The sequence below is a fragment of the Methanothermococcus okinawensis IH1 genome (genome assembly GCF_000179575.2).
Lineage (GTDB): Archaea > AGJL01 > Methanococci > Methanococcales > Methanococcaceae > Methanofervidicoccus > Methanofervidicoccus okinawensis.
Genome location: NC_015636.1, coordinates 549,977 through 565,434, shown reverse-complemented (window position 1 = coordinate 565,434; position 15,458 = coordinate 549,977). Strand labels below are relative to the sequence as shown.

The following is a 15,458-nucleotide window of genomic DNA, read 5'->3' as shown; positions in this document are numbered from 1 at the left end:
TAAAATAATATAAAAACTTATCTATCTAATTTAAAGTATTACGATATCTAAAAAAATTATTATAGCTGGTATTAAATTAATTAATATTGAAATATATAATATAAAATTACATAAAATATAAAAAATATTAACCCAATATTAAAATATTCAAAAATAATATCCATAAAACCTAAAAAAGCAAAAAGCCAGGGAAGGGATTTGAACCCTTCTGAAGCGGATCTGCAGTCCGCTGCCTCGCCGGACTAGACTACCCTGGCACAGTATTATATTAACTCTATAAATTAAGAATACAATTCTAATATATAAACTTTTTGGTAATGCTATTATAAATGTAAGATATAGATATATACATTTATCATGGACATTAGTGAGTATTATTTACATATTATTTATTATGGTATTATATATCATTATTTTTTATTATTTTTATGAATATCATCAACATTATTTAAAATTATAAAAAATTAAAAATATGAAGGAATTATTATGATAATCTCAATAATTGGCGGAACTGATGGATTAGGAAAATGGTTTGCAAGATTTTTAAAAAATAAAGGTTTTGATGTAGTTGTTACTGGAAGAGATACAATAAAAGGCAAAAAAGTCGAAAAAGAAATAGGAGTAAGATATACCAATAACAATATTGAAGCTTCTAAAATTGGAGATATTGTAATGGTTGCAGTCCCTATAAATATCACTGAAAAGGTTATTAAAGAAATAGCCCCATATGTGCGGGAAAATTGTGTTTTAATGGATATTACCTCTATAAAAGAAATTCCAGCAAGAGCCATGGAAAGATATGCAAAAGATGGTGTTTGTGTAATTCCCACCCATCCAATGTTTGGACCATCCACTCCCTCTTTAAAAAGACAGGTTGTAATACTAACTCCCTCTGAAAAGCATAAAAATAACCCATGGTTTGATAAAATAAAAATGTTTCTTGAAAAAGAAGGAGCTCGGGTTATAGTGATACCCCCTGAAAAACACGATAGAATTATGGGTGTTGTTCAGGGTTTAACCCATTATGCCTATATAGCTCTTGGTGCAACTTTAAAAGACTTAAATATAAATATCAAAGAATCGAGAAAATATGCCTCACCCATATATGAGCTCATGCTAAATATTATAGCAAGGATTATTGGGCAAAATCCATACCTATATGCTGATATTCAGATGCATAATCCACAAATAAAACATATTCATGAAACATTTATAAAAGAATGCAATACCATAAAACAAATTGTAGAGAAAAAAGATAGGGAGTCATTTGCAGAAATAATGAAAGAAGCTGCTAAACACTTTGGAAATGAAACCATTAGGGGTATGAATTATTCAAACAAGGCTGTTGGTGCAATTACAGAAGAAATCGAAAGAATTAAAAAATCAATAGGTAAAGAAATTGGATTAAGGCATGTATATTCCAATAAAGTCCATTTTGGAATTGTAAAAAATGTTGTTGATGATTTTATAATTTTAAATAAAAATGGAAAGGATTTAAAGCTTAATATAGCAAATGTAATGCTAATGAGTAATGAAGAGTTAAAAGAATGGAAGGAGCAAAATTTAAAAAAGTATTATTATGATATATCCATATTATTTAAAAAGGAGATAAATTTAGACATTATTTTAAAATTGCTTAACTGTATGTTTGATATTGAAATTATAGATATATATGAAGGTAGTAATGTTAAAAATGGGTTTAAAAGCGTTACATTTAGGATATATTCATATAAAAAAGATGATTTAAAGATATTGAAAAAATCATTTTTAGAAGTTATAAAAAATATTGGTGGAATTAATAGGTATAATTAATAATTATTTATTTTAAGTATTATTTTCATTATTTTATTTTTATATCCATCTTTAATCAATAATTTAGATTTATAGATATATATTTCTAAAAAAGAAAGTAATGAGAGTGACGGGCTTACATCATTCCGCCCATACCTCCCATACCTCCCATTCCGCCCATGTCGCCACCGGCTTCTTTACCGCTTAATTTTTCAGCAGCTATTACATCATCTATTCTTAATAACATTTCTGATGACTCAGTAGCTGATTGTATAGCTTGTGTTTTAACTCTTAATGGCTCTACAACTCCATTTTCACTCATATCTTCAACTTCTCCTGAAAATACATTTAATCCGTATCTTGCATTGCCTTCTGTTGCGTGTTTAGCTCTAAGATTTACGAGCATTTCGATAGCATCTAAACCAGCATTTTCTGCCAAGGTTCTTGGAATTACTTCTAATGCATCTGCAAATCCTCTAACTGCTAACTGTTCTCTTCCGCTTACTGTGTCTGCGTAGTCTCTTAATCTCATAGCTAATTCTATTTCTGCTGCTCCACCACCAGCAACAATTTTACCATCTTCTATGGTGCATGCTACAACTCCTATTGCATCGTCGATAGCTCTTGCTACTTCATCTACAACATGTTCTGTTGTGCCTCTTGCCAATATTGTTACCGCTTTTGGATGTTTGCATTCTTTAACAAATATCATTGCGTCGCCAGCAACCTTTTCTTCGGATACAAGTCCAGCTTCTCCTAAGTCTTCTGCTGTTAAGTCTTTAATGTTTGTAATAATATTTGCTCCTGTTGCTTTTGAAAGTTTTTCTATGTCTGACTTTTTAACTCTTCTTACTGCTAAGATGCCAGCTTTTGCAAGATAGTGCTGAGCTAAATCATCAATTCCTTTTTGACAGAATACAACATTTGCACCAGATGCTTTTATTTCATCAACCATGTCTTTTAACATTTTTTCTTCTTGTTCGATGAATTCCATCATCTTTGAAGGGTCGGTTATGCTTATTTTAGCATCTGTTTCTGTTTCTTTAACTTCAATTGGGCAGTTCAATAATGCGATTTTTGCATTTTCTACTTTCTTAGGCATCTGTGGATTTACTCTTTCTTTATCTATTACTACTCCCCTGATTAATTCTGTTTCATCAACTGATGTTCCTTCTTTTTTCTCTACTTTTATTAAATCTTTATCGATTTTACCGTTTTCATCAACAACTGCTGTAACTGCTTCAACAATAATATCGCCCAATTTTTCCTTAGCTTTTTCAGCACCTTTTCCTGTGATTGATGTCATTGCTATTTTCTTTAACATTTCTTTGTCATCAGCTTTTACATCAACAGCTATTTCTTTTAATATTTCCTGAACTTTTTCAAGTGCTAACTGGTATCCTTTGATAACAATTGTTGGATGAACATTCTGGTCGAGTAATTCCTCAGCTTTTCTTAATAATTCACCAGCTATAACTACTGCTGTTGTTGTTCCATCCCCTACCTCTTTTTCTTGGGTTTTTGCAACTTCGATTAACATTTTTGCAGCTGGATGTTCTACACTCATTTCTTTTAATATTGTTACACCGTCATTTGTAACTACAATGTCCCCCAAATCATCAACTAACATTTTGTCCATTCCCTTTGGTCCTAGTGTGGACCTTACGGTTTCAGCTATGATTCTTCCTGCTAATATGTTCATTCTTTGAGCATCTCTTCCCATATATCTTTTTACATTTTCTGGTAATACAACTACTGGCTGACCTGCTGCCATGCCATCACCTCGATTTTTTTATTTTTTATTTTAAACTTTTATTTTTTACATTATTATATATTATATTTTATAAATTTGATTTATCTATTTCCAATGTAATCTACTTTAACGGTATGTATATGATTATGAACTTCTATATAAACCTTACTGATATGTGCTGTTTTAAATCACTACCATGTATAACTATAAAAATATAATAATATATAGTAATAAAATAATATTAATTTTTATATCTTAGGAGTATATCCTTGAAGAGCTCCTCCTGAAAAATTTCAATTTTTCCATCATTTGCAAGATAAAGGGAAGGTAGAAAATTTTTTACAACCTCTTTTTTCTCGTAAAATTTATTTTGGAATACAAATTCACCTTCTTTTTCAAGTTCAGATATTAAATTTTCCATTAAATCGGAAATGTCGTATTCTTCTTCCATTTCTTCTATTATATTATAAATTGGAGTTCCTTCTTTATTTTTCTGTTTTTTTCGGGTTTTTTTAACCTTTTTAAGCTCTGATTTTAAAGTATTGATTAAATCGTTAAATGTTATCTGCTTACTTCCAATATTGTTATTCTTATTTTTATTTATATTTTTATTTTCGTTTTCTTTTATATTATTGGCAATATTTTCGATATTATTATCATTGTATTCAATATATTCAGTATTTACATATTCGTCCTCATGCCCTTGGAGCTCATCCCCTATCATATCTTCAAACTCTTCATCTTCCTCATTAAATGTATTTTCACATTCTCCATAAAGTATCTGGGATTTCATACGCAACAATATGCCCCCAACCAATATAACATCTGCGGATAATCTTATATCAAATTTTTTAAGTTCTTTAATGGTTTTGATATATTCATTGGTTATTTCTGCAATATTGATATTCCAAGGTTCTATGTTCCTTTTATCTATGCTCTCTTTAATAATCTTTATCCAAAGTTCAAATTCCATATTATCCCTTAAATGAGTATATCAATAATATTAATAATAATACGATATATATCTTTTATTTAATAATTTTCCACAGAGCATGCCAGTAAATAAGCCTCCAAGATGAGCTGCATGCCCTATTGTGGGCATTATTGAGAATATAAGACATAATATTTCAAATCCTGCAAATAATATTGTTGCATATTTTAGTTTTATAGGAATTGGAAATGGAAATATCATAATTTCCATATTTGGGTCTAATATTGTTAGAGCTCCTATGATACCACTTATTGCACCTGATGCACCCACCGCTGGAATATATTGATTGGTACTATAAGAATACAGAAGATATGCAATATTACCGGCAATGCCTGATATAAAAAATATTTTTAAAAAATTAGCCCCTCCTATCCATTTTTCAAGTCTTAGTCCAAAGAAGAATAACACAAACATATTAAGGAATAAATGCGTGAAACTTCCATGGATAAATATACTTGTTATAAACTGCCACGGCATATTTAATGCATACTGTGGATTAAATGACAATAGATTTACTAAACTGTTGGAAAATAATTCAAATAAAAATACTACGACACATACCCCAATAATTGTAATGGTATATCTCATATTTTCAACCCCTTTTTATAAGATTTAAATAAATTTAGAATATTAATATTTAATACATTATATTATATAAAAAACTTAATAAAATATAATTTATAACTTATAACTTTAATAAAAAAATATAAAACTTAAAAATATAAAACTTAAACTAAAATAAATTGATATTAAATAAACCCAACACCCATAAGAATAAAGGAATGGATATTATGCCCCATACCAAAGGATTCCAGCTTATAATTTTACTACCATCAAGTGGATATACTGGTATCATGTTAAATGCTGCAAGGTATAAATTGACATTAAAGCCTAAGTCAGATATTAAAGGAATATGCAACATATAAAATACAAATGCCAATAAAATATTTGTTAAAGGTCCTGCAAGTGATATAAGTCCATTCTCTTTTGATGTTAAGTAATCCTTGTAAATATAAACTGCACCAGGGGCTATAAAAGTAAAACCCAATATTATTTTCAATACCAATGCAATTGCTAATCCCTCATACCAGGCTTTAAATTCACTCAATGCACCAAAATGACGAGCTACTGTTCTATGGGCTAATTCATGTAATATAAACCCACTCCCAACTGTGAATATTGATATTAAAAACAGAATTCCAAACCATGAATCCAGATGTGGAATGCCTCTACCATACCATGCAAATATAAGTGCTATGGCTAAGGTTGAGATAATTAAATCCCTGATTTCTTCCTGACTAAATTTAAATATATCCATATAACCCATTATTTTCACCGAGATGATAACTTATAAATTAATATTTTTAAACTTTATTTTATGTTTATGCCGTATATCTTAAAATATATTAATATATTAAAATTACTATATACATTATATCACTATTATACATTATATCTATAATTTTATATATATTTTTATATATTTTCATTAAATTAGAAAATTATTAATTATTATATTATAATTAAAATTAAAGTTCATCTTATAGTTAAGGTTAGTAATAAATAGTTTTTAACTTATTCCGCAAGAAGTCCCCTTCCGTTATACAAATCCTTTGGATTTAGATGAAAATCTTACGATTTTCATTACTCACAACTTCGTTGTGATTGTAAAATCTCCTCGCTTCGCTCGAAGATAAGGGAGGGGATGAATCCTCAAAATCCCTTCGGGATTTATACGGTTTCCTCGCTATTGCTCGGAAATGCGGGCAAAACATTTATATGGTTTTTAGTATAAACTACTATTTATAAGTAAATCAAACTGTGATGCTAATGATGAGGACTTATAAGTTCAGGATTTATCCATCCAGGAAAATCAGGGAAACAATAGAAGAGCATCTAAACATTTGTAGATACATCTATAATTACCTTTTAGAACAAAAAACTAAAAACCCAAAACTAAACAAAAAGGATACTCAAAAACTAATCACAGAGCATAAAAAGGAATATCCTGAACTTAAAAAAGTCCATTCCAAAGTTCTCCAAATGGTGAATAATAAGCTTTGGGGCAATCTCAAAGCATTAGGAAAACTAAAACAGAACGGATATAAAGTAGGTAAGTTAAGATTCAAATCATCCAAAAACCATTACAAAACATTAGAATACAATCAATCAGGTTTTAAACTTGATTGTAAAACCAAAAGACTCAAACTGTCTAAAATAGGAGAAATTCCTATAGAACTACATCAAAAAATCAAAGGAGAAATTAAAGGAGTTATTATAAAAAAAGAACTAACAGGTAAGTGGCATGCCTTCTTCCAAGTGGAAGAAGAACCTAAACCACTACCTAAAACCAATAAGGTTGTAGGTATCGATTTAGGAATCGATGGTTATGCCATCGATTCAGATGGCAATAAGTTTGAAAATCCAAAGTTTATTGACAAAACTTTGGATAAAATAAAGAAAGTCCAGAAAAACCTATCTAAAAAAGTTAGGGGTTCGAGCAACTATAAAAAGACTAAATTAAAACTTATTAAGGTATATGATAAACTAAACAATCAGAAAAATGATTTTCTACATAAACTATCAAGATACTACATAAACAATTATGATAAAATAGTTTTAGAAAACTTAAACATTAAGTCCATGGTTAAAAATAGAAAGGGTCAGAAGACTCTAAACCGTCATATTCTTGACGGTTCTTGGCGTAAATTCATAAACTTACTTCTCTACAAGGCGGAGGGTGCTGGTAGAGAAGTAATATTAATAAATCCTGCATATACTTCTAAAAAGTGTTCCAACTGCGGTTGTGTAGTTGATAACTTAAAATTATCTGATAGGGTATTTTTTTGTCCCAACTGCGGTTGGAAGATTGACAGGGATTACAACGCATCCCTAAATATACTAAAATCAGGGCTGGGAGAGTCCGCTGTGCCTGCAGAGGGGAGACCCCTACTCAGAGTTATACCTTATATAAAGGTAATCTCTGGGTTAGACTCCCCTATGAGTCAGGAAGCCCCTTCCGTAAGGGAGGGGTAATTCACTATTATTATTTTGAAGTTTAAATTAGTAAATATTTAGGTGATAATATATGCATTTTGTTAGTGTATTGGATATAGGAAAAGATTTACTTAAAGCCAACAAAAAACATGCAGATAAAAATAGAAAATTGTTAAATAAACACAATGTCGTTGCATTTGATTTTATGGGAGCAACAGGGAGTGGAAAAACCCTACTTATAGAAAAATTGATAGATAATTTAAAGGATAAATATAATATAGGCTGTATTGCAGGGGATGTGGTAGCAAAATATGATGCAGGAAGGATGAAAAAACACAATGTTCAGGTTATGCCATTAAATACTGGAAAAGAATGTCATTTGGATGCACATTTGGTTGGACATGCCTTACCAGACTTAGATTTAGACAATATTGATATATTATTTATAGAAAATGTTGGAAATTTAATATGTCCTGCTGATTTTGATTTAGGGACCCATAAAAGAATAGTAGTAGTTAGCGTTACAGAAGGGGACGATACCGTTGAAAAGCATCCTATGATATTCAAAACCGCAGATTTAACTATTATAAATAAAGTGGATATTTCAGATGCTGTTGGTGCAGACCCATTAAAAATGAAAAAAGATGCCGAGCTCCTAAATGAAAATATGGATGTGCTATTAACATCCGTAAAAAATGATGAAGGTATCGATAAAGTCATAGAATTCATTGAAAAAACAAGGGATGAAGTAATAAATAATAATAAATAAAATAACCAAATAAATAAAAATAATAGATAAATAAAAAAATAAAAATAATAACAAAAATTATGGATAAAACTAATAAAAATAATTAAATAAAAATATTATTATTGGCAACATAAAACTTCTACAAATCTCGGAGCTCCTTTAACATTCTCATGCCATAAACTTATTCCAAGCATGAGCTCCCCTTTTTTTCCAATGATATAATCGCATTTACAACCTATATTTTCAAAAGATTTTTTTATAATCTCAAATCCAAAAGTATCTGGATATATTTCGCTTTCTTTTCCAAGTTTTTCGTTGATTTTTTCCATAAACAATATTATATCCTCGCTGTCTGCGATTTCAAAACCATTTTCTTTCAATTTACTTTCAAGATATTCTTTAATTGAATTATAATTTTCAAAATTCTTATCTCTGCAAATACCCCTAACAACTAAAAGTCCGTTTTTATCATAAATAGGTTTGGAACCTTTAAATGCTTCAAGGGATTTCATCATTCTTCCAGTGGTAATATTGACTATCATGGTTTCACCATTATATCATTATTTATTTAATTTTCTTTTTATTATTTTATATGACAGAGCTCCCATTATTGTGGCTAATCCATAGGAGATTATCCTATCTAAAATCGTTCCAGCAGCAGCTTTTGAATATGGAATGTTAAATAGTGAATACATGGCAATCATTACGGCATCGGAAGTTCCGAGACTTCCAGGCAATGTAGGGATGATGCCTATAAGGAGAGATATTAAATATGTTGAAGAGATGGCTACAAGCGAAATATTACATTTAATTGCTAAAAATGATACATATATTCTTAAAATATCTAAAATCCACCAGCCAAATGATAGTATAAATGGCATAATTATTTTTCTTTTATTTTTGTTAAAAAATCTTATATTATCTTGGAATAGCCGAATGGATTCTTTTATCTTGTCCTCATTAATCGTTTTTGAAGAAAATTTTGTTATAATTTTCGCAATTTTTAATGTGATTTTAAATGCCAGTGTTTTATGCATCAATATATATAATCCTACCACTGTAAGTCCCCCAACAAGAACCCATATAAATATGAGCTCCTTTGCGTAGATAATCCCATTTATTATAAAATATACAATTACAAAAAATGTTAGTATTAAAAATACAAAAGTATCCAATACTCTCTCGACCACAACACTTGAAAATGAGATATGGTTTGGAATATGTTCTAATTTTGATAGATAATATGCTCTAAAAGGCTCACTTCCTCCTTTCATAGATGGAGTTATATTGTTTATAAATTGTCCCATCATACTTAGTAGGAATAAATTTTTGAATTTTGCATTATATTCGTTTATTTGTAATATGGATTTCCAACGCATAACAATTGTAAATATCGTTATAATATATATTAGCACAGCCAATAAAAAAAGATATATATTCATGGATGAAAATACGGCGATTATCTCATCAATACCGATATGCCATATTATCAAAAATATTATGATAATACCTATGCCATACAACAGTATATTTTTTAAAATTCTTTTTATGTTCATGCACATCCCTATAACTTATAAAATACATTATAAAACATATATATAACATTTTTGCAAAAATTAATAAATAAAATGTTAAAGAAAGTTAAATTAATAAAAATTAAAAATAAATTAAAAATTAAAAGAAGGATATATGTTAGTTGCTTATTTATTTACTTATTACTTATTTTCTATTAATTTTATTATTCTTTATTTAAATTTTTTTATTTTTGATATTTTTTAATACCTTTTATTCTTTTTTTATCACATACTGAACAATTCTTGCAAATGCAGGCCTTGTAATAAATATCCCTATTAATACACCAGCTATGGTTGTAATGGCAAATCCTTTTAACATTCCAATACTCATAGCAAACAATGGAAGCATTGCGGCAATTGTAGTCCCTGCTGATGCAAATATAATAAAGAATGCCCGTTTAATACTTTTTTTAACTCTGTTTGACTCTCTTGAAAGTGTTTCATCGGTTATAACAATCTGGTCATCTACCCCAGTTCCAACTGATGCTATAATCCCAGCAATTGAAGCCAAATCAAGTTTCCAGCCAATTGCCGATGCAAATCCAAGTATTAACAATATCTCAGATGCACAGGTTATCATTATAGGTAATACAATCATAGGTTTTTTATATCTTATTGCAACAACAGCTCCAACTGCTAAAAATGCAAACAATCCTGCTATTATAGCTCCATTAATGAATTCTTTTCCAAGTGTTGGCGATATTGAACTTATATATTCAATATGTAGTTTAACAGGTAAAGAACCAGATTTTAATGCAGTATATATTGCCCATGCTTCATCTTCATCACTTTTGGTAGGATTACTACCTGAAACTGTGATTATCTGGTCTGGATGAGGTTTTCCATCTGCCAATCCCGGTGATAAAGTAGGATTGCTTACCAACTTACCATCCATATAGAGCTCAACAGTATGACCTCCTTTTCCATATGCCACTTTTGCAAATTTATTCGCTCCTTCGGAAGTTAATTTAAAACTTACTCCATACCCCGAAGGTGTATTTCCAGGTTCTTCAACATAAGCTACATCCTGCCCAGTATATGCTGTAATATTATCTATTTTAGCTATAAAGACTCCCTGTTGGGTTAAAATCTTTTTTATTCTATCTAAATCAGCAGTTTTTGGTATTTCAACTACTATCTCATCGTTACCTCTTGGATAAACTGTGATATCACTTAAACCATTTGTATTTAACCTATTTGATAATATTGTAGTGACTACCGTCATGTTTTGTTCTGAAAGGGGCTCATTAGTTTTTAATACAATTATAGAACCCCCACTTAAATCAACCCCATAAGAAATTCCTTTAAATGAGATTAGAAGTATTGACAAAACGATACATCCTATAAGGATTAATATTCTACTATCCTTCAATAGTTTCATAACCTATCCCTCAAATAGATATCATTTTATTTTTAATTATTTTTATATTTTTTATTTTGATTTTATTTAATTATTTAATTACCTTTCTTCTTATATTCTGAAACATAATATCTTAAAATACCTGCATTAGTCATCCATGTAGTCATTAAATCTGCAATTAAACCAAATAATATAACGACTGAAATATCCTTCAATAAACTTGCAGCAGGTACGATATATGTCACCACTAAATATAGCACAAACATTGCTACAATGGTTGTTATGGACATGGTTATTCCAGTTTTCATGGATTCCCTTATTCTCTCATCCAACGTTCCAGCTCTTCTTTTTAATACTCGTGTGGTTAGCATAATATCGGTATCAACGCTGTATCCAATAAGCATAAGCAACGCTGCAACCGTAGAAGTTGATACAGGTATTCCAAATAAGCTCATACCACCAATTGCAATTATTATATCGGACATTGCCGCAAGGATAACCGCACCACTTGGAATAGGTGTTCTGAATACGAGATATACCACAATAGCCATAAATACAAACGCAAATCCAACAGCTTTAAATCCATCCGTCCAGAATTTTTCACTTAGTGACGCTCCTATTTGTTTTTGAGAATATTGGAGCTCATTTAAATCATTAACATTAAAGAATTTTCTTAGCGCTTCATCAATTTTGGAGGTATCTACATCTTTTCCAGCCCGAATAATAATAAATGTTCCAGATGCTGATTGAGATTTTTTTACTTCAACTCCTTTTGGAAGCATATTTTTTAATTTGACTATATCTACATTATTTGGGGCAGTTATTGTTATTTCGCTACCTCCACTAACATCTATGCTTTCCTTTAACCCATGGGCATATACAAAAATACCTGAAAGTATAGTCAATATTATGGGTATAATTGCTATTATTTTATAATTTATTTTCATTTAGTTCCCTCCAACTTATATCAAAGGTTTTAAAATTAAAAATGTTTAAATGGTAATATAATCATAATTATAAAAATATGAACATAATATATAAATATATTTTTAAATGTATTCAGTAATATTTAAACCATTTTTATCGCAAATGTCTTTTAATTTATTATACAATATATCATCTAACTCAAAACCATTTTTGTTTTTTTCAATATTCATTTTTTCAATTTCTCCAGGTATTAATATGTTAAATCCTTCCGCTGGTTTAGAGTTTTTTATTTCATCTATGAGATTATCGATTTTATCCATAAATTCCTCTTTATCTCCAAAGAATTCAGGATTTATAGCCATAAAAAAGTCTCCCTTGGTGCATTTGTCCCTTGGGTTTTTAGTTCCTTTCACATTTGTTCCCATCTGAGCTCCGCCAATTGCTGAAATGATTTCAATAGCTAATGCAAGACCATATCCCTTAGGTCCTCCAAATGGGAGTATAGAACCTTCTAAGGCTTTTTCAGGGTTTGTGGTTATATTTCCTTCTTTATCCACAGCACACCCTTCTGGAATTTCTTTTCCAAGTCTTAGGGCTTCGAGGATTTTACCTCTGGCAATAGAAGCAGTAGCCATATCTAAGGAATAAGTATGTCTTTTTCCTTTAATTGCTATGGCTATTGGATTTGTTCCCAAAATTTTTGTAGTTCCTCCAAAAGGAGCCATTGCAGGTTCTGTATTTGTAATAGCAATACCAATTAAATCCTCATTAAGTGCCATTTCCGAATAATGCCCCGTAATACCAAAGTGATTTGCATTAACAGTGGCAATAGCTCCAATACCTATATTTTTTGCCTTTTCAATTGCCATATTCATGGCTTTTTCACCAATTACATAACCCAATCCCATATCGCCATCGATGGTTCCTGTTGCAGGGCTTTCTTTTATAATTTTCATTTTAGGATTTGGTTTAATAACTCCTGCTTCAAGACCTGTAACTGTTTGTGGAAATCTTCCAATTCCATGTGATGTAAAACCTTTTAAATCTGCCTCAACATATACATTTGCCGTGGTTTCGGCGTCTTTTTTATTTACTCCATATTTCATAAGGATATCTATAATGAGTTTTTTTTCATTTTCTGGTGTAATTTTCATAATATCCCAAATAATATTTTTAATTTTAATTAGTTTTAAGTATTTTTTAAACTTTTAATTTATTTCATTAATTTAATTTCATTAATTTACTATTATTTATTTTTTCATTTATATCATTTATTTTTTATGTCATATGGTTTTTATTATTTCTTTATCTTTTTATTATAATTATTTAAAGCCTTAAATATCCCATGTTGTAATAAACAATATCTCCATCATCATCAACAATGGCTATTATAAGTTTTTTTCTTACAGAATGTGCTACCCTCACAAACCCGGTGAGCTCTGAAATAGCACAGGGCCTATCTTCGGAAAAAACTTTAACAAGATATTCGGAATGAATCTCATCGATGTTTTCTCTACTGTATAATCTATAATCAGAACCATATTTTAATCCCGTTTTTACAGTATAACCTCTGTTTCTTAAATCTTTATAAACAAGGTATTTTATGCACAATTTCTCATCGATATTGTGTGCGTAATCATATAATTCTTCAAAAGATAAAAATTTATCTTTTTTGGATTTAACTTTAATCCATTTCTTGGAAACTAAATATAGGGATTCAACCAATGAAATAGATAAAAAATTATCATTTAATTCACCATATCCTTTTGCATTTAATCTTGAAATACCGTCCCTGTTAAATATCAAAACTCTGTCATCTGAAAGCTTCGCTATAATTGGTTTTTTAGCCATGATTTCCCCTATAAAAAAGTCAAAACTTAATAAAAATTAGATAAACTATGTTTTAATATATTATTTTATTTAAATTTTTTAATATTATAAATTTAAGGTAACCAGGTGCTATTATCTTCAATCTTAGCTGGAAGATATTCCTCAACAACATACTTCAAACCATATTTTGCCAAAGATTGCTGTTCTGCCCTTTCTTTCATTTCAATCATCTGATTTAATGCTTTCTGCCATTCTGGGAAACTTTTTACAAAATCATCGTTTTTTAGACCGTCTTTCAATCTTTTAAGGTCATGGTCTTTCAAAGGATGGGTGGGTAGGTCATAATCGACAATGTCTTGTGGTGTAACTCCAATTAATCTTGCCGCAGGAACTGCAAGTTTATCAGCCAAATGAACAGCCTTACCGCTACCTACTTTTAATGTCCTGTAAATATTAAGATACCCATAAGGGTCACCATCTGTAAATACCAAAACTGGGAGCTCATGCTCTTCATTCAATCTTTTTATAAATCTTCTTGTAGCCCTTGCTGGGACACCTTTTAAGGATGCTAAAATACAGTTGTGTTTTTTCCAGAATTTTTCAGCGTTTAATCTTGCAAACATACCTGCTGTTTCTATTGCCAGTATAAAATCTGCATCTGTTTCAAATTCCAATTTTGTAATATCGTTTGGAATATTGTATGCTCCACTACCTAATTTCTCACAATCTACCTTTAATTCCTCTCCTTCCGCTGATTTATCTACAACTTTGAGCGGTCCAACAACAGAAGAGCCATCTTCCTCAGGTATGAATCCGAGCTCCTCCCTTAAAAAATTCAAAGCAGCTTCAAGGTCTTCTATAACACTGTTAGAAGGCTGCTGGTCATCAAATCTTGCCTCCCCCCAGTTTTTTGAAACATAATATGCTTCCCTCAGTGTTGAGAAATCATCTGTATCCAATAATTCTTTTGAAAATTCCATCATTTTTACAGTTTGTGCAAATATTTTAGCTTGATTAACTGTTAAGGTTCTTTCTTTTTCTTTGCCCATCAATACAAATGTCCCTTTTTCTTTATCGAATCTAGCATTTGCCAAACTTCTAACTGGAAATTTAAGTTTTGGTCTTTTACCATTGAGGATGCTATTATACATATGGTTTGCAACATCAATAATTTTCTTCTTAGCATCTTCTCTTGCTTTTGATGATATCATACTTCCACCGTTAAGTTTTAATAATAAATATATATTTATATATAATAATAAAAATTATAACTATGCCATAACTTATAATATTTAATTGATTTATTATGATATATCTATTATTATGTGTGTATTATAATTAAAAATATCTGTAAGATAAATTATTAAAATAAAATTTTTATATATTTATTTTTATATATTTTAGAGTTATTATTAATTTACATTATATAATATATAATATATGTTATAAATATTATATATAACTGATTATAGGATATAGGAGGTAAT

General features: G+C 29.7%; 14 protein-coding genes and 1 tRNA gene. 3 read left to right on the top strand and 12 right to left on the bottom strand.

Annotated features, from left to right (window positions below):
* Positions 1 to 183: 183 nt before the first annotated feature.
* A tRNA-Cys gene (locus METOK_RS02785) sits at positions 184 to 257 on the bottom strand.
* A gap of 229 nt (positions 258 to 486) precedes the next feature.
* Between METOK_RS02785 and METOK_RS02780 the strand changes: the two genes are divergently transcribed.
* Positions 487 to 1,812, top strand: a complete 1,326-nt coding sequence (locus tag METOK_RS02780; protein ID WP_013866723.1) for a prephenate dehydrogenase — start codon at positions 487 to 489, stop codon at positions 1,810 to 1,812.
* Between the two features lie 115 nt (positions 1,813 to 1,927).
* Here METOK_RS02780 and thsA read toward each other — a convergent pair whose 3' ends face one another.
* The 4 genes from thsA to METOK_RS02760 all read right to left on the bottom strand — a co-directional run bounded on the left by thsA (position 1,928) and on the right by METOK_RS02760 (position 5,862).
* Positions 1,928 to 3,565, bottom strand: coding sequence for a thermosome subunit alpha (gene thsA, locus METOK_RS02775; RefSeq protein WP_013866722.1), 1,638 nt, complete (start codon positions 3,563 to 3,565; stop codon positions 1,928 to 1,930).
* Between the two features lie 220 nt (positions 3,566 to 3,785).
* Positions 3,786 to 4,517, bottom strand: coding sequence for a segregation/condensation protein A (locus tag METOK_RS02770; RefSeq protein ID WP_013866721.1), 732 nt, complete (start codon positions 4,515 to 4,517; stop codon positions 3,786 to 3,788).
* A gap of 30 nt (positions 4,518 to 4,547) precedes the next feature.
* A complete protein-coding gene (locus METOK_RS02765) occupies positions 4,548 to 5,123 on the bottom strand; it encodes a rhomboid family intramembrane serine protease (RefSeq protein ID WP_013866720.1) in 576 nt (191 codons plus the stop codon).
* A gap of 145 nt (positions 5,124 to 5,268) precedes the next feature.
* Entirely contained in the window at positions 5,269 to 5,862 is a 594-nt protein-coding gene (locus tag METOK_RS02760; protein WP_013866719.1) for a zinc protease, read from the bottom strand.
* Positions 5,863 to 6,365: 503 nt separating this feature from the next.
* Here METOK_RS02760 and METOK_RS02755 point away from each other — a divergent pair.
* A complete protein-coding gene (locus METOK_RS02755) occupies positions 6,366 to 7,571 on the top strand; it encodes an RNA-guided endonuclease InsQ/TnpB family protein (protein WP_013866718.1) in 1,206 nt (401 codons plus the stop codon).
* Between the two features lie 52 nt (positions 7,572 to 7,623).
* Positions 7,624 to 8,301: a hydrogenase nickel incorporation protein HypB gene (hypB, locus tag METOK_RS02750; protein ID WP_013866717.1), complete on the top strand. Its 678-nt coding sequence runs from the start codon at positions 7,624 to 7,626 to the stop codon at positions 8,299 to 8,301.
* Positions 8,302 to 8,399: 98 nt separating this feature from the next.
* Here hypB and METOK_RS02745 read toward each other — a convergent pair whose 3' ends face one another.
* The 7 genes from METOK_RS02745 to METOK_RS02715 all read right to left on the bottom strand — a co-directional run bounded on the left by METOK_RS02745 (position 8,400) and on the right by METOK_RS02715 (position 15,182).
* Positions 8,400 to 8,822 (bottom strand): DUF2120 family protein, encoded by a 423-nt coding sequence (locus tag METOK_RS02745; RefSeq protein WP_013866716.1) that lies wholly within the window; start codon positions 8,820 to 8,822, stop codon positions 8,400 to 8,402.
* A gap of 18 nt (positions 8,823 to 8,840) precedes the next feature.
* Positions 8,841 to 9,836, bottom strand: coding sequence for a UPF0104 family protein (locus METOK_RS02740; RefSeq protein WP_013866715.1), 996 nt, complete (start codon positions 9,834 to 9,836; stop codon positions 8,841 to 8,843).
* Between the two features lie 229 nt (positions 9,837 to 10,065).
* Positions 10,066 to 11,235, bottom strand: a complete 1,170-nt coding sequence (locus METOK_RS02735; RefSeq protein WP_013866714.1) for a preprotein translocase subunit SecD — start codon at positions 11,233 to 11,235, stop codon at positions 10,066 to 10,068.
* Positions 11,236 to 11,309: 74 nt separating this feature from the next.
* A complete protein-coding gene (locus tag METOK_RS02730; RefSeq protein ID WP_013866713.1) occupies positions 11,310 to 12,161 on the bottom strand; it encodes a protein translocase subunit SecF in 852 nt (283 codons plus the stop codon).
* Between the two features lie 102 nt (positions 12,162 to 12,263).
* Complete coding sequence (gene comC, locus METOK_RS02725; protein ID WP_013866712.1) at positions 12,264 to 13,295, bottom strand: L-sulfolactate dehydrogenase; 1,032 nt, start codon at positions 13,293 to 13,295, stop codon at positions 12,264 to 12,266.
* A 172-nt stretch (positions 13,296 to 13,467) separates the two neighbouring features.
* Entirely contained in the window at positions 13,468 to 13,995 is a 528-nt protein-coding gene (endA, locus tag METOK_RS02720; RefSeq protein WP_198005245.1) for a tRNA-intron lyase, read from the bottom strand.
* Between the two features lie 89 nt (positions 13,996 to 14,084).
* The gene (locus METOK_RS02715; RefSeq protein ID WP_013866710.1) at positions 14,085 to 15,182 is read right to left on the bottom strand and encodes a DNA topoisomerase IV subunit A; all 1,098 of its coding nucleotides are present in this window, start codon (positions 15,180 to 15,182) and stop codon (positions 14,085 to 14,087) included.
* Positions 15,183 to 15,458 lie beyond the last annotated feature (276 nt).